This is a genomic window from Micromonospora sediminimaris (assembly GCF_016863575.1).
GTDB classification, from domain to species: Bacteria; Actinomycetota; Actinomycetes; order Mycobacteriales; family Micromonosporaceae; genus Micromonospora; species Micromonospora sediminimaris.
This window is the reverse complement of record NZ_BOPD01000002.1, coordinates 404,567-425,577: the sequence shown is the minus strand read 5'-3', so window position 1 is coordinate 425,577 and position 21,011 is coordinate 404,567. Positions and strand designations below refer to the sequence as shown.

Here is a 21,011-nt window from a genome sequence, read left to right as displayed (position 1 = left end):
ATGGCAACGTCCAGGCGAGGCTCAACCGGTTTCCGTCCGGAGCCGCTGCCCGCGCGCCCGCGGCGGCTCGGTCGCTGAGTGCTCGGCGTCAGCCTGGGCTGAGGATGCAGAAGTCGTTGCCCTCGGGGTCGGCGAGGCACCGCCACGACACGTCGCCCTGGCCGACGTCAACGACTGTGGCGCCGAGCGCCTCCAGTCGCGCCACCTCCGACGCCTGATCGTCACCGGAGTAGGGCTTCAGGTCCAGGTGAACCCGGTTCCACCAACTCCTCGGCCCCGGCTTGCGCAGGAACTCCAGGTACGGTCCGACGCCCTGGGCCGACCGCAACCGCGCATGGTCATCGGTGACCTCGTGCAGGGCCCAGTCCGTCGCCTCACCCCAGAACCGGGCCATGGTCCGCGGATCCGCGCAGTCGACCACTACGGCGGCGATCGGCCCGGTGTCCCGGTAGATCTCCCGAGGCTCCAGCACGCAGAACACGTTGCCCTCCGGGTCGGCCAGCACCGTCCACGGGACGTCTCCCTGACCGATGTCCGCGGGCGTCGCGCCGAGGTCCATCAGGCGGCCCACCAGCTCCGCCTGGTGTGCCGCAGAGGTGGTGGCGAGGTCGAGGTGCGCACGGTACCGCACCGTCTCCGGATCCGGGACGATGACGACGTCGATGCAGACGGCCGTCGGGTCCGGCCAGGCGAAGCCCACGGGTTCGACGTTGACCACACCGGGCTCCTCGACGGAGACGCCCCAGCCGAGCGCGTCCGCCCAGAACCGGCCGAGGGCTGATTCGTCCCGAGCCTTGTAGTTCACCTGAACGAGCCGCAGCGCCATGCCGCCAACCCTATGCCTCGCAGGACGGGCGGGTGAGCCGGCCGCGCACACCAACCTAAGCACTTACGCACCTTAACAGTCATTATGATGTGCGTACGTTATGTCCGATTACTGTGGTCCAGTTATTGGATTGTCGGATTCGATAATCCAATAACTGCGCGAGGCGTGGATGCCGGTCGTCGGCGACCAGCCGCTCGGCCAACCCGACCGGGTGCCCGGCGCAGCGCTTTCGGACACGGTCACCGGTGAACTCCCGGCCGCCGCTGACCTCTCCTCCGCCGGACGCACACCGCCGCCGGCCGTCGGCACGTGCGGAGAACCCTGCGCACGGACCGAGAAAATCTGGTCTCCTGAGACTAGACATTCTGGGTAGGGGTGGGTAACGTTGCCTCCGTTGACGAGAGAGATCGGTTAAAGACGCTGACGAAAGGCCGAGCGTCAAGCAGGGCCCGGAACTTCTCGCGGCTCGCTCGGCCACTGCGGTGGCACCACAGCACCGCACGTAACACCGCAAATGCACGACAAGACCTTGACGTAACTCCAGGTCAGGGCAACCGCAGGGGGAGCCGACGCAGGTTCGGGGCTCCGCCTGACGCAGCAAGGATCCGCCGCACGTGTGCGGGGCCATGAAGTCGCGTGAGGCTCCGACATCGGCGGACAGCACCGCAGGCAGTGGAAGAAGAGGAAAGGGAGGGCTGGACGCCGTTGGATCGCCCGCCGTCAGGACGTAGTGCCAGTTCTGCGGTGGACGCCGTTGCCCCATCGAACGTGAGGTGGTCTCCGGTCACGCTTATGCGATCCGCGCACCGCATGCCCGCAGCGGCGCGGTGCGGACACGAGAACCCGACGAACCTGTCGGTAGATGGTGTATTCAACCCGTAACCCTGGGCCCCGGCGCGTTCTGCGCCGGGGCCCTCGTTCATGACGAGGTATGTATGGCCCAATCGGACGACATGCTCAACGACGACGACTACCCCGCCTACACCATGGGCCGCGCCGCCGAGATCGTGGGCGCCTCGCAGGACTTCCTGCGCCGCCTCGACGAGGCGAAACTGATCATTCCGTTCCGCTCCGGCGGCGGACACCGCCGCTACTCCCGCTACCAGCTGCGCCTGGCCGCCCGGGCCCGGGAGATGGTCGACCACGGCACCGCTCTCGAAGCCGCCTGCCGGATCATCATTCTCGAAGACCAGCTCGAAGAAGCCCTCCAGCACAACCGGGACCACAAGTGCCGCCAGCAGCCCGGCGCTGCCTGATTCCACGCCGCACGGTCCTTCCCCATCACGGGAGGGACCGTCTGTCGTGTCCCGAAGAACCTGCGGACACCGGCGGGGTACCGCGCCGCTAAGACCAGGGATACAGCCAGGACATCGGGACCGCTACGGGTCGCCTGTGCTACGGTCATTCCGTTGCAGTTTTGATTTCCGTAGACGTTTCCGGCGCCTGATGGGTTATCTGAAACCTGTCCGGCGCTTTTCGTTTGTCGTGTCGGTTCGGCGCGGGCGATCAACGCGGCGGCGTAAGAGTCCGCACACCGCGGTCTCGACCAGCCTGCGAAGGAGCAGACATGGCTACAGGTACCGTGAAGTGGTTCAACGCCGACAAGGGCTTCGGCTTCATCGCCCAGGACGGCGGCGGCGCCGATGTCTTCGCCCACTTCTCCGCGATCTCGTCGAGCGGATTCCGCAGCCTCGACGAGAACCAGCGGGTGGAGTTCGACGTCACCCAGGGCCAGAAGGGCCCGCAGGCGGAGAACATCCGCCCGCTCTGATCTCGTCCTGCGAACGGCGACCCGACTGGTTCAGCGGGCCGCCGTTCGGCATGTCCGCGTCACGTCACCGCCGGGCCGGTCACCTCGTCCGCTCATGGCTCACGCCGGCCCGTCACGTGGCCCGGCGGCGGCGGAACCAGAACCGTCGTCGCGGGACCGGCGGTTCGGCGACGGGTGCCGGCGAGACGCTCTTGCGCCGCTCGTCCCGCCACCGCCGCACCACCGCGTCGGCGTCGACCGGGCGCACCACGACCCGTGGGCCGGACGGGTTACGCAGCCAGGCCAGCACCTCGGCGTTGAGGTCGGCCACGACCGCCCGCACCGCCTGCTCGGTGGGCAGTTCCCGGACCTCGTCGGGGAGTTGCTCGATGCGGCGACGCAGCAGCAGCGGAGTGGGCAGCAGCAGGTCGGTCGGAACCTGTTCGCGTTCCAGGAAACTCTTGATCCACCAGGACTCGTCGTAGGGCACGCCCCGGCCGGCGATCGGCTTGCCTGCGCCGGGCAGATTGTCGAACTCGCCTCGCTCCTGCGCCGACCGGATCTGCGCCTCGACCGACGCCTCCCACCGCATCTCCACCGTCGCCACCTCCCCGGGCCAACCGTAGCGTGACCACCGTCTCCCGATGGCGCAGCGTCACGGGCCCGACCGGCATTCCCCGGTGCCCTAGGCTCAGACACACGGTGGGACGGGGGGCACGGGCATGGTCAGTACGGCGGGAATCGTCGGCATCGCGTTGGTCGCCCTCGGGATGGTGCTGACGCCGGGGCCGAACATGGTCTACCTGGTGTCGCGGTCGGTGACCCAGGGCCGGCGGGCCGGGTTGATCTCGCTGCTCGGGGTCGCTGCCGGTTTCGCGGTGTATCTGGGTGCCGCGGTCGCCGGCATCGCCACCGTGTTCGTGCTGGTGCCGGCGCTGTACACCGCGGTCAAGCTGGCCGGCGCGGCGTACCTGCTGTGGCTGGCGTGGCAGGCGTTGCGCCCGGGCGGACAGTCGCCGTTCAACCCGGCGCCGCTGCCACCGGATCCGGCCCGCCGGCTGTTCACCATGGGTCTGGTCACCAACCTGCTCAACCCGAAGATCGCCATCCTGTACGTGTCGCTGCTGCCGCAGTTCATCGACCCGGCACGCGGCAACATCGCTGGGCAGAGCCTGCTGCTGGGGCTGACCCAGATCACCGTGGCGCTGACGGTGAACGCGCTCATCGTGCTCACCGCCGGTGGCATCGCCGGCTTCCTCAGCCGGCGGCCGCTGTGGCTGCGCGTACAGCGGATGCTGATGGGCACGGTCCTGGCGGCGATGGCGGTGCGGATCGCCGCCGACCGGTCCCGCGCCGCCGTCGCCACCGGCTGAACCTGCGCACCGCCACCGGCTGGGCCGCCCGGTCAAGGTCAGCGGCGTACCGCCCCGATGGCCGCGTCCAGCAGTTTCTCCAGGACCGCGCGGGTGGGCAGGTGCGACAGCAGGTGCGCGACGCTGCGGTCAGCGTACCGCCGCTCCTCGTCGTCGGGTGCGTCCAGGGCGGCGATCACCTGGCCGGAGACGTAGTTGGCGAGGCTGGTGACCGCGCCCCGGAACGCGGCCAGGTCCAGCGGCGGCAGGGCGTCCGCCGTCGCGCGGTACCCGTCGAGCAACGCGCGGGCGCCGGCCACGTTGACCTCCCCACCGGGAACCACGGCCCAGTCCAGCAGTGCGTTGGCCAGCTCCCAGCTCGGCGGTTGACCACCGGCATGTTCCCAGCCGACAACGACGAGGCGGCCGTTGGTGGCCAGCCGGGTGCTCGCCGGTCCGAGGGTGTTGTGGCAGAGCACAGGGTCCGGCGTCCCGGTGTCGCTGCCGATGCCGTCGAGGTCCGTCAGGGTGGCCACTGTGGCGTCGAGCGCCCCAGCCCAGCTGGCCTGGCGAGCCGCAGCGACGGCGGCGAGTTCAGGCCAGCTCGCGGTGGCCAGCCGGGTGCCGTGCCACGGGCTGATCCGATCCACCGGCAGGCCGAGCCCGTGGATCGTGGCGAGGACCCCGCCGACCGCGCGGGTGAGCGACGAACGGGCCGGGGCGAGCAGTGGTGGCCCGGAATGCAGCCCTTCGTAGACCCGCCAACGGTGCCCGCCGATGGTTTCGACGATGCGGCCCGCACGGCTGCGCACCGGCGCGGGCAGCAGGACACCGGCGGCCGCGGCGGCCTGCTGCAACGCCACGTCGGTCTCGGCGTCGACGATGGGCCACCAGGTGTCCATCGTCCGCACCGCCCAGCGGCCCCGGTCCGTCACCAGCGACCAGCGACGCCCCATGTCGTCGGCGCGGGCGACCGTGCGCATCTCGCCGACGACGTCGCCGAGGCCGTACTTGGCGGCGATCGCGCGGGCCAGCGAAACCTCGGCGATCTCGGCCCGGCCCCGCACCCGGGCGACCTCGGTCTTCAGCGCTGCCCAGGTGGGAAAGCCGTACTGCTCGGCCAGCCGGGCCTGAGCGGTGGTCAGCGTCGCGGCCGGCTCGATGTCGCGCAGACCGGCGAGCAGGTTCTTGGCCTGCTGACGCAGGTGGTCGAGGCTGGGGTTGTCGGGCAGGGTCTTCACACGGCACCTCATTGCTCGCCCGGACTCGCACGGGCGGAACTGAGCTTCGGTGTCCGTCGCTCGACAGGTGGTGTGTGGGGGTGGCTTCGAGCCTACCGGCGAGTCTCGGCGCGTTCCCGACGCGCTGGTGCGAGATTAGCCAGCTCCGGCCGACGGATCAACCCTTGTGCTCGCGGAGCACCGCGACACCGCCGGGCGCCAGGGTGACCGCCCGTTCGATCGGCGTCGCGGTGAGCAGATCCACTCCGCTCGCGGGTACGCGCTGCTCGTGGTCGGTGTGGTTGAGCAGGAACAGCCAGCTCGCCGCGCCGTCGCGACGGCGTACCGCCTCGACGCCCTCGGGTGCGTCGGGGCAGACGGTGGTGACGCCGGCCGCCCGCGCCGCGGTGTCGAGCAGCCGCCGGTAGGAGGTGTCGTCGAGGCGAGTGGACACATACCAGGCGGTGCCGGCGCCGACCCGGTGCCGGGTGACGGCCGGCATAGCGTCGAGTACGCCACCGGTGTAGGAGACGACGGTGTCGGCGCCGGTCAGGCGCAGCGTCTCGGCCCAGATCCGCCCGGTCCCGCCGTCGTCGAGTCGGACCTGGTCGGCCGCGTCGAGGGGGTGGAACTCCTCGGCGTACGCGCCGAGCAGTTCCCGCAGGGCGCCGGGGTAGCCGCCGAGGCGTACCCGGGCGTGCTCGTCGGCGACGCCGCTGAGGTAGGTGACCAGCAGGTGCCCGCCGCCGTCGACGTAGCCGCGCAGCCATTCGGCGGCGTCGTCGTCGATCAGGTAGAGGGCCGGCAGGACGAGCAGCCGGTACCCGTCGACAGGGTCGCCCGGGGTGAGCGTGTCGCAGGCGTACCCGCTGCGCCACAATGCCCGGTGCGCGGCGGCGAGTTCGTCGTGGTAATCCGGCAGGGCCGACGGCAGGCCCGGGTGGCGCAGCGCCCAGCCGCTGGCCGCGTCGACCACCAGCGCCACGGCCGCCTCGACGCTCCCCCGGACCTCGCTGAGCTGCCGCAACGCGGCACCGAGTGCGACGGTTTCCCGGAACACCCGGCTGTCCGGGCCGGCGTGCGGCACCAGGGCGCTGTGGAAGCGCTCGGCACCGCCGACCGGCGCCCGCCACTGGAAGAACATCGCACCGTGTGAGCCGCGGGCCACGTGGGCGAGGCTGTGCCGCAGCATCCGACCCGGTTCCTTGGTGTGCATCCGTCCGGCGGTGTGGATCTGGTTGGGTGCGCTCTCCATCAGCAGCCATGCCGCTGCGCCGCCCGCCGGCGGCGAGCCGGGGCGCCGGTGGGCGGCGTGTCGGGCCCAACCACGGGCCAGGTCGGCGGCGAGCGCGGTCTGTTCCTCGGCGCCGCCGTCGACGGCGGACGGGTAGTGGTCGACGGCGACCAGGTCGACCTCGGTGGCCCAGCGGGCGTGGTCGACCGGCACCCAGTCACCGAGTACGTAATTGGTGGTGATGGTGAGCGCCGGGTTCGCCGCCCGCAGCAGGTCGCGTTGCTCGGTGTACGCGGCGAGCAGGGTGTCCGACCAGAAGCGGCGGAAGTCGAGCAGGTGGCCGGGGTTGGGCAGGTACTGGGTGGCCCGGGGGGTGCTGATCTGCGCCCAGTCGGAGTAGTGCTGGCTCCAGAAGCTGGTGACCCAGGCGTCGTTGAGGGCGGCCAGGTCACCGTGGCGGGTGGTCAGCCAGCGCCGGAAGGCCCGGGCGGTGTGCTCGCAGTGGCAGGTGGTGCCGTACTCGTTGTGCACGTGCCAGCCGGCCAGCGCCGGGTGGTGGGCGTACCGGTCGGCCAGGGCGGTGGTGATGCGCAGCGCGGCGTCGCGGTAGGCGGGGGTGGCGGCGCAGTAGGTGTCCCGGCTGCCGTGGTGCAGCCGGATCCCGTCGGCGGTGACCGGCAGCGCGCCCGGATGGGCCAGGGAGAACCAGGGTGGTGGCGAGGCGGTGGGGGTGGCCAGGGCGACCCGTACGCCCCCGCCGTGCAGCAGGTCGAGCACCTGGTCGAGCCAATCGAAGGTGTACCGGCCGGGTGCCGGTTCGAGCCGGGACCAGGCGAACACCCCCACGGTGACGAGGTTGACTCCGGCCTGGCGCATCAGCGCCACGTCCTCGGACCAGACCTGCGCCGGCCACTGCTCGGGGTTGTAGTCGCCGCCGTAGCAGAGCGGGCCGTCGGTCCACATCACCATCACCAGCCCACCGGTTTAGTTGGGGATGCATCCAAACTATGGATCATCACTGCGCATGTCAACATGTCGAAGGTGGATTGCATTCATCATCATCGTTGACAGTTCGTTGGATAGTTAAAGAAACTGTCGGCACCGCCGCGAACGCCGCCGAGGAGAGCTGATGCCGTACAGACCGCCGCTGGTGCCCTACGAGACCTTCGTCGCCGACCCACCCGACCTGCCGGTGCGCACCCCCGGTGAGGGCGGACCGGCCATGGTGAGCCGGGCCGAGATCGCCGGCACCGACGCACACGGCGCCACCGTCAAGGCGGTGCTGGCCGACGGGGTGACGGCGGTGGTGCGCATCGACGCGGCCGGCGACGGCATGATCCGGGTACGCCTGGCCGAGGATCCGCAGGCCCGCAGCCGGTCGGCCCGGCTGATGCCGCTGACGCATCCCCGTCCCCACCCGGCCACCGTCACCGTCGACGACCGGCAACTGCGGATCGACGCCGGCGCGCTGATCGCCGAGATCCGGCTCGACCCGTGGCACATCCGGTTCCTGCGCCCCGACGGCTCGCTGCTGCTGGAGCAGGATCCGGGCACGATCGACATCAGCGGCCGGCAACGCACCCTCCCGTTCGGACACTCGACCAGCGACGGGGTCCGGGTCGCCTGGCACGAGAGCTTCGTCGCCCCCGGCGACGAGCGGTTCGTCGGCTTCGGTGAGAAGTTCACCCCACTGGACAAGCGTGGCCAGCGGGCTCTGATGTGGAACTTCGACGCCTTCGGCAGCGAGTCCGACCGGGCGCACAAGAACGTGCCGTTCTACCTGTCCAACCGGGGCTACGGCGTCCTGGTCGACAGCGGGCTGCCGGTGCAGTTCGACGTCTGCCAGTCCACCCACAGCGCCGTGCAGATCCTCGTCCCCGACGACCTGCTCGACTACTACGTGCTGGCCGGACCGACCCCCGCCGAGGTGCTCGACCGGCTGCACCAGCTGACCGGGCAGCCGTACCTGCCGCCGCGCTGGGCCTTCGGCACCTGGGTCTCCTCGGGCTTCTACCCGGACAGCCAGGAACGGGTGCTGGAGCGGGCCCGGCGCCTGCGCGAACGCGACATCCCCTGCGACGTGCTGCACCTGGACTGCTACTGGCAGGTGGCCGGCAACTGGTCGGACCTACGTTGGGACACCGAGGCGTTTCCCGACCCGGCCGGCATGCTGCGGACCCTGTCCGAGCAGGGCTTCCGCGTCTGCCTCTGGATGAATCCGTACCTGATGACGGCCAGCCCGCTCTACGCCGAGGCCGACGCGGCCGGCTACTTCCTGCGCCGACCCGACGGCAGCACGTACGTCGCCGACGTGTGGCACGGCAGCTACCCGGCCTCGGCCATCGTGGACCTGACAAACCCGGCGGCGGTGGACTGGTTCACCGGGCTGCTGCGGCCCCTGCTGCGGCAGGGGGTGGCGGTGTTCAAGACCGACTTCGCCGAGGGGGTGCCCGCCGACGCGGTGGCGCACAACGGGATGAGCGGCGTCGAGCTGCACAACGTCTACGCCCTGCTCTTCAACGACGTGGTCGCCGCGGTCACCGAGGAGGTGGCCGGCCACCGGGCGGTGTGGGCCCGCTCGTCCTACCTGGGCGGTCAGCGGCACAGCGCGCAGTGGAGCGGCGACGTCAACGCCACCTGGCCGGCCCTGGCCAGCACGCTGCGCGGGGGCCTGTCACACGGCCTGTCCGGGGTGCCGTTCTGGAGCCACGACACCGGCGGCTTCCACGGCACCCCTGAACCCGACCTCTACGTACGCTGGTCGCAGTTCGGCGCGCTGTCGCCGTTGGTGCGGCTGCACGGCACCACCAGCCGGCTGCCGTGGGAGTTTCCCGCCGAGGCGGAACGGCTCGCGGTGGCCGCGTTGCGGCTGCGCTACCGGTTGATGCCGTACCTCTGGTCGGCGGCGGTCCAGGCGGCCCGCACCGGCGTACCGATGATGCGGGCCCTGCTTGTCGACACCCCGCAGGATCCGACGGCCTGGACGACCGACCTGCAGTACCGGCTCGGGACGGATCTGCTGGTCGCGCCGGTCACCGACGCCTCGGGCGAGCGGGACGTGTACCTGCCCGTCGGCGACGACTGGTTCGACGCCGCCACCGGCGAACTGCACCCGGGTGGCCGGCACCTGCGGGTGCGGTTGCCGCTGTCCCGGCTGCCGCTGTACGTGCGCCGGGGCGCGCTGCTGCCGCTGGTCGCGCCGCAGGCCACGGTCGGCGACGGGCCGTTCCGGGAGGTCACCCTGGTCTGCTGGGGCGCGGTGGAGGGGCGGACCGTCGTGCACGACGTGGACGGCGACACGATCATCGAGGCGGTCCGCGACGGCGACGAGTTGCGGATCCAGACCCGGGGGCCGCTGCTGGTGGGGCAGCTGGCGCTCGCGGGGGTCGGCGACGCCGACCGACCGGCCCGGTCGCTGCTCAACGGTGCGGCGGTGACCGTCCTGCCCTTCGCGGGGCTCTTCCCCGCACCGGGCTGACCGTACCCGCGCGGTGCCCGACTGGACGGAGTCGGGCACCGCGCGGGTACGGGGCCGCGATCCGCGTGGGGGTCAGCCCTTCACCGCGCCGGTGATCACGCCCTTGGTGAAGTGCCGCTGCACGAACGGGTAGATGATCACCGCAGGGATCACCGTCACCACCACCACCGCCATCTTGACCGCGAGCGTCGGCGGGTACGCGGTCACCCCGGGCAGGTTCACCGACGCGCCGGAGACGTTCGGTGACTGCCCGGCCAGGATGTAGCTCTGCAGGACCCGCTGGATCGGGAACTTGTCGTTGGAGTCGATGTAGAGCACCGCGTTGAAGTACACGTTCCAGTAGCCGACCGCGTAGAAGAGCCCGACCACGGCGATCACCGCCTTGGACAACGGCAGCACGATCCGGGTGAGGATGCGCAACTCCCCCGCGCCGTCGATGCGGGCGCTGTCGAGCAGCTCGGCCGGCACGTTCATGAAGAACGCGCGGATCACCACCAGGTTGAACACGCTTATCGCGCTGGGCAGGATCAGTGACCAGAGGCTGTCCTTGAGGCCCAGCCCGGTCACCACCAGGTAGCTCGGCACCAGCCCTGGGAAGATCAGGAACGTCAGCAGGAAGTAGAACAGCAGCCCACGGTGGGCCACCGAGCCCGGCCGGGACAGCCCGTACGCGGCCAGCACGGTGAGCACCAGGCTGACCGTGGTGCCGAACACGGTGACCAGGGTGCTGACCCACACCGCCCGGGTGACGTCGCCGCCGCTGAAGATGGTGATGTACGCCGACGGGTCGAACTCCCGAGGGATCATCACCATGCCGCCCGCGTCGTCGATGGTGCCGCGTGAGGCGAGGCTGGTGACCAGCACCGCCCAGAGCGGCACCAGCACCGCCGCCACCAGCAGCGTGAGCACGACCCCCTTGCCGATGGTCAGCGACGTCGACGGGCGGCCCGCCCACACCGGACGACCGGGGTGACGTCGCCGTGGCGGTGGCGCGGGTGGCCCCGCAGTGGCCGGTGCCGCCGGTACCGGGCCGGCCCCACTGAGCTGTGCGGTCATGACTTGGAGTACACCCCCTGCTCACCGAGCCGATGTGCGATCTTGTTGGCGGTGAGGATCAGCACCAGCCCGACCACCGCCTTGAACAGGCCCGCCGCGGCGCCGAGCCCCCACTGCTGGGTGCTGATCGCCTGGTAGTAGACGAACGTGTCGAGCACCTCGGCCGCCTGCCGGCCGACCGCCTCCCGTTGCAGGATGAACTGCTCGAAACCGACCGAGAGCGCGTCGCCGAGCCGCATGATGAGCAGCAGCACGATCACCGGACGCAGTCCGGGCAGGGTGATGTGCCACAACCGCCGCCACCGGCCGGCCCCGTCGGCCGCCGCCGCCTCGTACAGGTTCTGGTCGATGGCGGACAGCGCGGCCAGGAACACGATCGCGCCCCATCCCAGGTCCTTCCAGACCGCCTCGGCGGTGACCAGCACGATGAACGTGTCCGGGTTGGTCATGATCCCCCAGGGCTCCAGACCGGCCTGGCGCATCTCCTGGGCCAGCAGTCCGGCTCCGCCGAACATCTGCACGAAGAACGTCACCACCAGCACCCAGCTGAAGAAGTGCGGCAGGTAGACGACGCTCTGCACGAAGCCGCGCAGCCGCCCGGAGACCACGCTGTTGAGGATGAGCGCCAGCAGGATCGGCAGCGGGAAAAAGAACACCAGCTGGAAGGCGGTGATGCTCAGTGTGTTGCGGACCGCGTCCCAGAACAGCGGGTCGCGGAAGAGCGCCTCGAAGTTGCCGAAGCCGATCCACTCGCTGTTGAGGAACGCGTCAAGCGGGTCGTCGCCGACGAACGGGTTGTAGTCCTGGAAGGCGATGATGTTGCCCAGCGTGGGCAGGTAGTGGAAGACCAGCAGCAGCACCGCCGCCGGTGCGGCCATCGCCAGCAGCGGCCAGTCGCGGCGCAGCCGGACCCGCAGGCTGCGCCGCCCACCCCGCCGGGGACGCCGCGGTGACGGCGTACGCCCGGCGGGTGGCCGGGTGTCGACGGCGCCGGGGGCGCTCACGACCGCACCCCGGCACCGGTCGGCGGCACGCTCCTTCGTCCGTTCATCGGCCGTTGTCGGCGAGCGCCTTCTCGTGGAACGCGCGGCCCTCCTCGCCACCGGTGTCGAGGAACTCCTTGCGCACCTGGGCCAGGTCGCTCACCGGGCGACGGCCGCGCAGGATGTCGCGGATCTTGTCCTCGGTCGGCTGGATGATCTTCGACCAGTTCGCCGGCAGCTCCAGCTTGATCCCGGCGAACAGGTCCTGCTCCATCTGGCCGATGTGGTTGCGGTAGTACCCGATGTAGTCCTGCACGTAGTTCGGGGTGTCGCCGCTGCGCACCTTGACCGGCACCCGGCCGCCGATGTGGGTGTACTGCGCGCCGAGTTCCTTACGGCCCAGCTCGGTGAGCGCCGGCGTGCCGTCGGCGCCCCGGGTGAAGTGCTGTCCCTCCACGCCGTACTCGCGCAGCTCGAACTCCCGGCTGCCGAACGGGGCGGCACACCAGTTGAGCACCCGCAGCATCTCGTCGACCCGCTCGGCGGGCAGGTCCTTCTTGAGGAAGGTGTAGAAGATCGGCTTCTCGCTGCCCCAGATGACCGGCTGGGCGCCCTGCGCGCCGAAGACCGGCAGCGGCTGCATGTCGAAGGTGGGCAGCTCCTTGACCCGTTCGCTCTGCATGCCCTGCCAGGCGCCGAGGCCGTCACGGTACATGAGGATCTTGCCGGAGTTGAACAGTTGCTTCTCGTCCTCGCCCTTGCTCTCCGCCGTGTCCGGGTGTACCAGGCCCTCGGCGAACAGCCGGGCGGTGAACGCCAGCGCCGCCTCGAACGCCGGGTCCTCGAACTTGTGCTGCAGACCGCCGTCGGGCTTCTTGCGCCAGGTCTGGTTGCAGCCGAAGTACTGCTGGATCATTTCGAAGACGCTGCCGAAGGCCCACACGCCCTTGGCCGGGTCGGTGGCCTTCTTGCCGAACTCGTACAGCTCGTCGGGGCTGGTGGGGGTGGCCAGGCCGGCGGCGCCGAGCAGATCCTTGCGGTAGAACATGGCCCACGCGAACGGACCGTCGGTGGGGAACGGCACGGCGTAGAGCCGCCCACCCCAGACCGAGTACTCCCAGGCGCCGCTGGGCAGCGCCGCCAGGTACGGGTACTTCGCCGCGTTGTCGCCCTGAAGGTGGTCGGTCAGGTCGGTGAACAACGCTTTGACCGCGTCGGAGAACCGGGCGACCTTGTCCACCTCCCAGTTCGGCGCGGACAGCAGCTCCGGCACGTCGCGGGCACCGAGCATGGCGTTGAGTTTGTCGGCGTAGGTCAGGCCGTCCTGCAGGCTCGGGTTGACCTCCACGCCGAGCTTGCCGTTCACCGCGCCCAGGTAGGAGTTGCGGCCCAGCGGCGGCGGGGTCGGCCCCCACCAGGGGCTCATCGTCTGGATCGGCGGACCACCCCGGCCGGGTGTCTCGGTGACCGCGTCGACGAGTTCGCGCGGGTAGCTGAGGTAGCCGTGCGGGATCGGGCCCTCGCCGGGGATGTCCGGCTTGAGCAGCTCGGCCGGCTTGTAGGTGGGCAGCACCGCCTTGATGGCGTCGGCGTTCGTGGCGCTGCCCTGGCTGCCGGCCTCCTTGCTGCAACCGGCCAGGGCGCCGCCGCCCACGGTCGCGGCGGCGCCGAGGCCGATCAGCCGCAGCATGGTCCGGCGGTCGGTGGATGTGCGCGCAGAAGGCGTCACGGCGCACTCCCTTCGTCGTCGATAACGGTTTGCGGAGCGGGGGACTCCGGCTAGGATTAGTTGGGGTTCTAGCCGAACAAACTAATCGACGGCAATCCGTCCCACAAGACAGCGCTGGCGGCCTGGTCGGCCCCGCCAGCGCGGTACGCGATGATGGACGCGCGCCGCGACACCGGCGCAGGGAGCGGGCAGATCGTGATCAGCATCCACAACGAACCGCAGCCGACCGACCTCGGTGACGTCCGCGTCGCCAACCGGGCGGTGGTGCTGCGGCACGTACGCCTGCACGCCCCCTGCTCCCGCGCCGACATCGCCGCCCGCACCGGCCTGAACAAGGCCACCGTCTCCAGCCTGGTGACCGAGCTGATCGACAAGCGGCTGGTCCGCGAGACCGGGCTCACCGAGAACCGGGTCGGCCGACCCGCCACGATGCTGGTCCTCGACGGCGAGCCGTACGCCGCGCTGGGCCTGCAGATCGGCCCCGACGAGCTGGTGGCTGTCGCCATCGACCTAGGCGGCAGCCGGCTGCTGACCTGGCGGCGGGCCTTCGCCGCGACCACCGTGCCCCCCACCGAGACGCTGCGCGCCCTGGCCGCGCTCGCCCGGCGGGCGGTCGGGCGGGTCACCGCGCAGGGCCGCACCGTGCTGGGCCTCACCGTCGGCGTACCCGGCCTTGTCGACCCGTCCGGCGCGGTGCCACTGGCCAGCGCCCTGGGCTGGCGGGACGTGCCGGTCGCGGCGGAACTGCGCGCCATCCTGCGGGATCCGGAGTTCGCCGTCGGGGTCGACAGCGTCGCCAACCTGGCCGCCCTCGCCGAGCAGCGGCACGGCGGTCACGCGGGCACCACCGAACTGGTCCACCTGACCGGCGGTCTCACCGTCGACGCCGGCATCATCGCCGCCGGACGACTGCTCCGCGGCGGGCGTGGCTTCGCCGGGGCGATCGGGCACCTGCCGCTGGATCCGAACGGGCCGTCGTGCGCCTGCGGCGTCCACGGCTGCCTGACCGCCCTGGTCGGCCTGCCCGCCGTGGTACACCGGCTGCTGCCCGATGCCGAGGCCGACGGCCCGGTCCTCGACTACCTGCCGGAGTTGACCCGGATCGTGGCGCTGGCCCGGCAGGACGATCCGGGGGTGTGCAGCGGCCTGGCCGAGATCGGCCGGCACCTGGGCCGCGGCGTCGCCGTCCTGGCCGACCTGCTCAACCCGGAGACGGTCGTGCTCGGCGACCATCTCGCCACCCTGGCACCCTGGCTGCTGCCGGCGGCCCGGTCGGAGCTGGCCGCCCGGGCCCACGCCCCCGGCGCCGGCGGCTGCCGGCTGGAAGCCTCCACCCTGGACACGGCCGCCGCGCTCGGCGGCGCAACCGCCGCACTGGCCACCGTCGAGGCCGGACGGCTGCCCGCCCGCTGACCCGGCGGGCAACGTCACCGGTCGATACCCGCTCGGCCGGTCGGAGTCTTGACCCGACCCGTCCCAGGTGCCAACCTCGAAGCGAGCCGCTCCGCACGGGCACCCGGGGCGGCTTGCTTTCCACGGTTTGTCGAAGCGCTTCGCCAGCGTCCGGGCCGACGACCGTCACCCCACCATGACCTGCGAGGCCGCTCGGCCATCCGCCGTCGAAGCGCTTCGACCTCCGGCGCGCCGGGCACTGGAAGGCGATCCACCATGACCGACCGCACCACGCCCCCGATCCGAGACCGCGTCGACGACCTGCTCGCCCGACTCACCCTGCCGGAGAAGATCGGGCTGCTGCACCAGTGGCAGACCCCCGTCCCCCGGCTCGGCCTGCCCGGCTTCCGCACCGGCACCGAGGCACTGCACGGCGTCGCCTGGCTCGGACCGGCGACCGTCTTCCCCCAGGCCATCGGCCTGGCCAGCAGCTGGAACCCCGACCTGGTACGCGCCGTCGGTGACGCCGTCGGCGTCGAGGTACGCGCCAAACACCACACCGACCCGCAGCGCGTCGGCCTCAACGTGTGGGCGCCGGTGGTCAACCCGCTGCGCGACCCGCGCTGGGGACGCAACGAGGAAGGCTGGTCGGAGGATCCGTGGCTGACCGGCCGACTCGCCACCGCCTACGCCCAGGGGCTTCGTGGCGGGCATCCTCAGCGGCTGCGTACCGCCCCCACGGTCAAGCACTTCCTCGGCTACAACAACGAGACCGACCGGGCCACCACCTCCAGCGACCTGCCACCCCGGGTGCTGCACGAGTACGAACTTCCAGCGTTCCGCGCCCCCCTCGCCGCCGACGCGGCGGTCGCCGCGATGGCCGCGTACAACCTGGTCGACGGGGTGCCAGCGCACCTGAGCCCGCTGATCGACGGTGAGCTGCGCCGGTGGGCGCCCGGCGAGGTTCTCGTCGTCGGCGACGCGGGGGCGGTGAGCAACATCGCCGGGGTGCAGGGCCACCTGCCCGACCACGTCGACGGATTCGCCGCGGCGCTACGCGCCGGGATCGACAGCTTCACCGAGGACGACACCGACAGCGCGCCCACCCGACGACACCTCACCGAGGCCCTGGGCCGTGGACTGATCACCGAGTCCGACGTGGACCGGGCGGTCCGTCGGGTGCTCACCGTCCGGCTGCGGCTGGGCGACCTCGATCCCCCGCACACCGACCCGTACGCCCAGACCGGCCCGGAGGTGATCGACTGCCCGGCGCACCGGGACCTGGCCCGGGAGGCCGCCCGGCAGTCCATCGTGCTGCTGCGCAACCGGGGGCTGCTGCCGCTCGCGCCCGACCTGCGGATCGCGGTGCTCGGTCCGCTCGCCGACACCGTGCACACCGACTGGTACAGCGGCACCCTGCCGTACGCGATCAGCACCCTCGCGGGGCTGGCCGAGCGGCTGCCGACGATCACCACCCACCCGGGTGCCGACCGGATCGCGCTGCGGGTGGGTGACCGTTACGTGGGCTGCACCGACGATGCCGAGGGCGGGCCGCTGACCGTCGGCGACGACCCGGCCTCGTTCGACGTGTTCGACTGGAGTCGGGACACCATCGCGTTGCGGGCCGTCGGCAACGGCCGCCACGTCGGCGTCGACGACGACGGCGCGCTTGTCAACGACCGGTCCGGCCCCGGCGGCTGGGTGGTCCGGGAAACCTTCCAGTTCGACCCGCTGCCCGACGGCACCGTGCTGCTGCGCCACCTGGCCACCGACCGGTACGTCACCGTGGACCAGGACGGCCGGCTGCGGGTCGACGGCGACGACCGGCAGGCCGGCACCGGCTTCGGCATCGACCTGGTCACCGACGGCGCGGCGCGGGCCGCCGAACTGGCCGCCGCCGCCGACGTGGCGGTGGTGACCCTTGGCAACCACCCGATGGTCAACGGACGCGAGACCGAGGACCGTCTCGACCTGGCCCTGCCGGCCCGGCAGGAGGCGATGCTGCGCGCCGTGCACGCCGCCAACCCGCGCACCGTGCTGGTGGTGACCAGCAGCTACCCGTACGCGCTGGGCTGGGCACAACAGCAGCTGCCGGCGGTGCTCTGGTCGGCGCACGGCGGGCAGGAACACGGCCGCGCCCTGACCGAGGTGCTCCTCGGCGACGTCGACCCCGGTGGCCGGCTCACCCAGACCTGGTACGCCGACACCGCCGACCTGCCCGACCTGCTCGACTACGACGTGATCGGCGCGGACTCCACCTACCTGTACTACCGGGGTGAGCCGCTGTACCCGTTCGGGCACGGACTGTCCTACGCCGAGTTCGACTACCGCGACCTGCGGTTGAGCGCCACGACGGTGAGCGTCGGCGAGGAGGTGGAGGTGAGCGTGGACGTCACGAACACCAGTGACCGTCCCGGTGTCGAGGTGGTGCAGCTCTACACCCGGCAACGGCGCTCCCGGGTGAAGCAGCCGCTGCGGCAACTACGCGACTTCGCCCGGATCGTCCTCTCCCCCGGCGAACGGCGTACCGTCACGCTGCGGCTGCGCAGCGCCGAGCTGAGCTGGTGGGACGCCGAGGCGGGCAGCTTCGTGGTGGAGGACGCCACCCACACCGTGCTGGTCGGGCGTTCCGCGACCGACGTGCGGCTGGTCGGCGCGGTGGCCGTACGCGGTGAGCCACTCACGCCGCCGGCCCGGCCGCACGCCACGAGCGGAGTCCGGTGAGCGGGCGGGGCCGGGTACCGTCCGGTCAACCCACCATCGCCGACGTGGCCCGGCACGCCGGTGTCGCGGTGAGCACCGTGTCGTACGTGCTCAGCGGCAAGCGGGCCATCTCGGAGCTGACCCGCAACCGGGTGCTGGCCAGCGTCCGGTTGCTCGGCTACCACCCGAACGCGGGCGCGCGGGCCCTGGCCAGCCGCCGCGCCAACGTCATCGCGTTGGTGCTGCCGCTGCGCTCGGGCATCCAGGTGCCGGTGGTGATGCAGTTCGCCACGGCGGTGGTGACCTCCGCCCGCGGTCACGACCACGACGTGCTGCTGCTGACCTCCGACGAGGGCCCGCAGGGGTTGCACCGCATCGCCGCCGGCGCCCTGGTCGACGGGGTGCTGGTGATGGACGTGGAACTGCACGACGTGCGGGTACCGCTGCTGCGCGGGCTGGGGCGGCCCAGCGTGCTGATCGGGCTGCCCGCCGAGACCGACGGGCTGACCTGTGTGGACCTGGACTTCCACCGGGCCGGGCAGGTCTGCGTGGAACACCTGGCGGGGCTCGGCCACCGCAGCATCGCGTTGCTCGGCGCCCCTGCCGCCGTCTACGACCGGGGCACCGGATTCGCCCACCGCACCCGGGCGGGCGTGGTCGAGGCGGCGGCCCGGCACGGCGTTGAGGCGGTCGCGCTGCCCTGCGAGGAGAACGCCGCCGAGGTGCACGCACGGGTGGTCGAGCTGTTCGCCCGGCAACCGGAGCTGTCCGCCCTGGTGGTGCAGAACGAGGCGGCGGTCGGGCCGGTGCAGGCGACGCTGGCCGCACTGGGTCGACGGGTGCCCGATGACGTGTCGGTGGTGGCCGTCTGCCCGGACCAGTTCGCCGAGCACGCCAGCCCCCGCCTGACCTCGGTGCCGGTACCCGCCGAGGAGATCGGCCGGCAGGCCGTGTCGCTGCTCATGCGCAAGCTGCGGGACGAGCCGACCCCGCAGGTGACGCTGCTGGAACCCCGACTGACCGTCCGGGACAGCACGGCCGCGGCCACCGGCGCGCCGGTGCCGCACGACGGTCGGGCGGCAGCCCGGTGACCGGTCCGGTCCACCGGATCTGGGACACCGCACCGGCCACCGACTGGCAGGACGCCCTGCTCGCCGGCAACGGCGAGTACGGGATCATGGTGCACGGCCGGCCGTGGGCCGAACGCATCGTGGTCAACCACCACCGGTTCGTGCTGCCCAACGGCACCCACGACGCCCGCCCGCCGCGGCTGGCCGCGCTGCTGCCCCGGATCCGGCGGTTGATCCTGACCGGTCGGCGGGCGCAGGCCAGCCAGCTGCTGGCCGGTGACGGCATGCTGCGCTGGACCCAGTCGTTTCATCCCGGCTTCGCGCTCACCGTCGACGCCGACGGCCCACCGGTGGGCGACTACCGCCGGTACACCGACTTCGACACCGGCGAGGTCGTGGTGCGGTGGGCCGGCGGAAGCCGCCGCTCGTTCGTCTCGCGTACCGACCGGCTGATCGTCACCCGGCTGGACATGGGAGCCTGCCGGGTCGGGGCGACCGGCGAACTGCCCGGCCGCCCCGCCGGGCTGCGCTACGCGGTGTCGGCGTACCGCCGCGACGGGCTGGTCTTCCTGCGGGTGCGGGCCCGCTACCCGACCGCCGGCGCGGCGTACGGCTTCGAGGGGTTGACCCTGCTGCGCGGCGCGGTCGAGATCGACGGCGACCAGGTGCACGTCGACGGGCCCGCCCTGCTGCTGACGGTCCTCGACCGCCCGCGCGACCGGTGGCGTACCGGGGCGTTGCAGCGCCGGCTGACCGCCCACCGCGACGCCCGCTACGGTGACCTGCTCGCCCGGCACACGGCCCGGCACACCCCGGCGTACCGGCGGGTCGAGCTGGACCTGGCGGTGCCGGCGGCGCAGCGGGCGTTGCCGGTCGGTGACCTGCTGGCCCGGCAGGCCGCCCACCCGCACACGCTGGACGCGGCGCTGCTGGAGCGGCTGTTCCACGCCGGGCGTTACCTGTTGCTCAGCGCCAGTGGTGTGCTGCCACCCCGGCTGACCGGGTTGTGGCTCGCTTCGTGGGACGCGGCCTGGGCCGGCGACTTCACCACCGACGCCAACCTCAACCTGCAACTGGCCTCGGCCAACGTGGCGGCCCTGCCGGAGGTCACCGAGGCACACGCCCGGCTGGTACGCGCCCAGGTCGAACACTGGCGACGCAACGCCCGCGCCATCTACGGCGCCCGCGGCCTGCTGGCGCCCAGCCGCACCGACGGCGAACACGGCCACCTGTTCCATCTGCATCCGGACTGGCCGTTCGCGGCGTGGCTGCCGGGCGCGCACTGGCTGCTGTTCCCGCTCTACGAGCGGCATCTGGTGACCGGGGAGCCGCTGGGTGAGGTGGCGGGTTGGCTGGTGGAGGTGGCCGAGTTCTTCGCCGACGTGCTGACCGCCACCGGCGACGACGGGACGTGGGGGTTCGTGCCGTCGTACTCGGCGGAGACCGGGCCGCTGGACGAGTCGGGCACGGCGGTGCACGTGGCGGTCAACGCCACCATGGACCTCGCTGCGGCGCGGCACGCGTTCACGGTGGCCGCCGCGCTGACCGGCCAGCGGCGGTGGACGCGGTTGGCGGCGCGGCTGCCGCCGTACCGCCGCGATGCCGACGGTGCGTTGACCGAGTGGGCGTGGCCCGGTTACCGGGCCGACGAGAACCACCGCCACGTCAGCCACCTGTATCCGGTGTGGCCACTGGACGAGATCAACCCCGACGACACTCCGGAACTGGCCGCCGCCGCGCACCGGGCGTTGCGCCGCCGGGGCGAGGAGAACCTGTCCGCGCACGGCAGCCTGCACCGGGCGCTGGTCGCCGCCCGGCTGCACGACGGGCCACTTGTCGAAGCGAACCTACTCAAGATCGTCGGCAACGACATGTTCTTCCGGTCGCTGATGAGCGCGCACAACCCGGGTCGGGTCACCTACAACGCCGACGCCGCGCACGCCCTGCCGGCGGTGCTGATCGAGGCGCTGGTGCAGGGGCGGCCGGGCCGGCTGCGGCTGCTGCCGGCGCCGTTGCCGGGGCTGCCCCGTGGCACCCTGCGCGGGGTGCGCTGTCCCGGGCGGGTCACCGTCGAGGAGTTGGCGTGGTGGCCGGGTGCGGTGCGGGCCCGGCTGGTCTCGGCGGTGCCTCGACGACTGCGCGTCCGCAGCCCGTACGGCGAGACGGTGCGGAGGATGCCCGCCGGTGAGCCGATCGAGGTGTCCTTCACCGGGTAGCC

At 71.9% G+C, this 21,011-nt stretch carries 15 protein-coding genes; 8 read left to right on the top strand and 7 right to left on the bottom strand.

Going from position 1 to position 21,011, the window contains the following annotated elements; translation table 11 throughout:
• Positions 1–88: 88 nt before the first annotated feature.
• Positions 89–826 (bottom strand): VOC family protein, encoded by a 738-nt coding sequence (locus tag Vse01_RS01885; RefSeq protein ID WP_093402378.1) that lies wholly within the window; start codon positions 824–826, stop codon positions 89–91.
• 935 nt (positions 827–1,761) lie between these two features.
• Between Vse01_RS01885 and Vse01_RS01880 the strand changes: the two genes are divergently transcribed.
• Positions 1,762–2,082: a MerR family transcriptional regulator gene (locus tag Vse01_RS01880; protein ID WP_093402377.1), complete on the top strand. Its 321-nt coding sequence runs from the start codon at positions 1,762–1,764 to the stop codon at positions 2,080–2,082.
• 311 nt (positions 2,083–2,393) lie between these two features.
• The gene (locus tag Vse01_RS01875; protein WP_093402376.1) at positions 2,394–2,597 is read left to right on the top strand and encodes a cold-shock protein; all 204 of its coding nucleotides are present in this window, start codon (positions 2,394–2,396) and stop codon (positions 2,595–2,597) included.
• 112 nt (positions 2,598–2,709) lie between these two features.
• On the opposite strand, the gene Vse01_RS01870 is transcribed toward Vse01_RS01875, so the two are convergent.
• Complete coding sequence (locus Vse01_RS01870; RefSeq protein WP_170863345.1) at positions 2,710–3,168, bottom strand: DnaJ family domain-containing protein; 459 nt, start codon at positions 3,166–3,168, stop codon at positions 2,710–2,712.
• Between the two features lie 130 nt (positions 3,169–3,298).
• Here Vse01_RS01870 and Vse01_RS01865 point away from each other — a divergent pair, with 130 nt between their 5' ends.
• Positions 3,299–3,949: a LysE family translocator gene (locus tag Vse01_RS01865; protein WP_093402375.1), complete on the top strand. Its 651-nt coding sequence runs from the start codon at positions 3,299–3,301 to the stop codon at positions 3,947–3,949.
• Positions 3,950–3,987: 38 nt separating this feature from the next.
• Here Vse01_RS01865 and Vse01_RS01860 read toward each other — a convergent pair whose 3' ends face one another.
• Entirely contained in the window at positions 3,988–5,169 is a 1,182-nt protein-coding gene (locus Vse01_RS01860; RefSeq protein ID WP_093402493.1) for a phosphotransferase, read from the bottom strand.
• A gap of 157 nt (positions 5,170–5,326) precedes the next feature.
• Entirely contained in the window at positions 5,327–7,351 is a 2,025-nt protein-coding gene (locus Vse01_RS01855; RefSeq protein ID WP_373870613.1) for a beta-galactosidase, read from the bottom strand.
• Positions 7,352–7,511: 160 nt separating this feature from the next.
• Between Vse01_RS01855 and Vse01_RS01850 the strand changes: the two genes are divergently transcribed.
• Positions 7,512–9,860 (top strand): TIM-barrel domain-containing protein, encoded by a 2,349-nt coding sequence (locus tag Vse01_RS01850; protein WP_093402374.1) that lies wholly within the window; start codon positions 7,512–7,514, stop codon positions 9,858–9,860.
• Between the two features lie 72 nt (positions 9,861–9,932).
• Here the strand turns inward: Vse01_RS01850 and Vse01_RS01845 are convergent, their stop codons facing one another.
• The 3 genes from Vse01_RS01845 to Vse01_RS01835 are packed head-to-tail and all read right to left on the bottom strand — an operon-like array spanning position 9,933 to position 13,628.
• Positions 9,933–10,916, bottom strand: coding sequence for a carbohydrate ABC transporter permease (locus Vse01_RS01845; RefSeq protein WP_093402373.1), 984 nt, complete (start codon positions 10,914–10,916; stop codon positions 9,933–9,935).
• The gene (locus tag Vse01_RS01840; RefSeq protein WP_093402372.1) at positions 10,913–11,920 is read right to left on the bottom strand and encodes an ABC transporter permease; all 1,008 of its coding nucleotides are present in this window, start codon (positions 11,918–11,920) and stop codon (positions 10,913–10,915) included. The genes Vse01_RS01845 and Vse01_RS01840 overlap by 4 nt, the downstream gene beginning before the upstream one ends.
• Positions 11,921–11,963: 43 nt before the next feature.
• Positions 11,964–13,628, bottom strand: a complete 1,665-nt coding sequence (locus tag Vse01_RS01835; protein ID WP_232511099.1) for an extracellular solute-binding protein — start codon at positions 13,626–13,628, stop codon at positions 11,964–11,966.
• Positions 13,629–13,823: 195 nt separating this feature from the next.
• Here Vse01_RS01835 and Vse01_RS01830 point away from each other — a divergent pair, with 195 nt between their 5' ends.
• From Vse01_RS01830 to Vse01_RS01815, 4 genes are all read left to right on the top strand, one after another.
• Positions 13,824–15,041 (top strand): ROK family transcriptional regulator, encoded by a 1,218-nt coding sequence (locus Vse01_RS01830; RefSeq protein ID WP_093402491.1) that lies wholly within the window; start codon positions 13,824–13,826, stop codon positions 15,039–15,041.
• A gap of 255 nt (positions 15,042–15,296) precedes the next feature.
• The gene (locus Vse01_RS01825) at positions 15,297–17,744 is read left to right on the top strand and encodes a beta-glucosidase family protein (protein WP_093402370.1); all 2,448 of its coding nucleotides are present in this window, start codon (positions 15,297–15,299) and stop codon (positions 17,742–17,744) included.
• Entirely contained in the window at positions 17,741–18,814 is a 1,074-nt protein-coding gene (locus Vse01_RS01820) for a LacI family DNA-binding transcriptional regulator (protein ID WP_093402369.1), read from the top strand. The genes Vse01_RS01825 and Vse01_RS01820 overlap by 4 nt, the downstream gene beginning before the upstream one ends.
• Complete coding sequence (locus tag Vse01_RS01815; protein ID WP_093402368.1) at positions 18,811–21,009, top strand: glycosyl hydrolase family 95 catalytic domain-containing protein; 2,199 nt, start codon at positions 18,811–18,813, stop codon at positions 21,007–21,009. Before Vse01_RS01820 ends, Vse01_RS01815 begins: the two co-directional genes overlap by 4 nt.
• The last annotated feature ends 2 nt before the right edge of the window (positions 21,010–21,011 follow it).

What these genes read in the sequence shown, in the direction of transcription:
- Vse01_RS01865 (WP_093402375.1), top strand. Translation starts at nt 3,299, where the DNA reads ATGGTCAGTACGGCGGGAATCGTCGGCATCGCGTTGGTCGCCCTCGGG.
- Vse01_RS01855 (WP_373870613.1), bottom strand. Translation starts at nt 7,351, where the DNA reads ATGGTGATGTGGACCGACGGCCCGCTCTGCTACGGCGGCGACTACAAC.
- Vse01_RS01870 (WP_170863345.1), bottom strand. Translation starts at nt 3,168, where the DNA reads ATGCGGTGGGAGGCGTCGGTCGAGGCGCAGATCCGGTCGGCGCAGGAG.
- Vse01_RS01845 (WP_093402373.1), bottom strand. Translation starts at nt 10,916, where the DNA reads ATGACCGCACAGCTCAGTGGGGCCGGCCCGGTACCGGCGGCACCGGCC.
- Vse01_RS01875 (WP_093402376.1), top strand. Translation starts at nt 2,394, where the DNA reads ATGGCTACAGGTACCGTGAAGTGGTTCAACGCCGACAAGGGCTTCGGC.
- Vse01_RS01825 (WP_093402370.1), top strand. Translation starts at nt 15,297, where the DNA reads ATGACCGACCGCACCACGCCCCCGATCCGAGACCGCGTCGACGACCTG.
- Vse01_RS01885 (WP_093402378.1), bottom strand. Translation starts at nt 826, where the DNA reads ATGGCGCTGCGGCTCGTTCAGGTGAACTACAAGGCTCGGGACGAATCA.
- Vse01_RS01880 (WP_093402377.1), top strand. Translation starts at nt 1,762, where the DNA reads ATGGCCCAATCGGACGACATGCTCAACGACGACGACTACCCCGCCTAC.
- Vse01_RS01850 (WP_093402374.1), top strand. Translation starts at nt 7,512, where the DNA reads ATGCCGTACAGACCGCCGCTGGTGCCCTACGAGACCTTCGTCGCCGAC.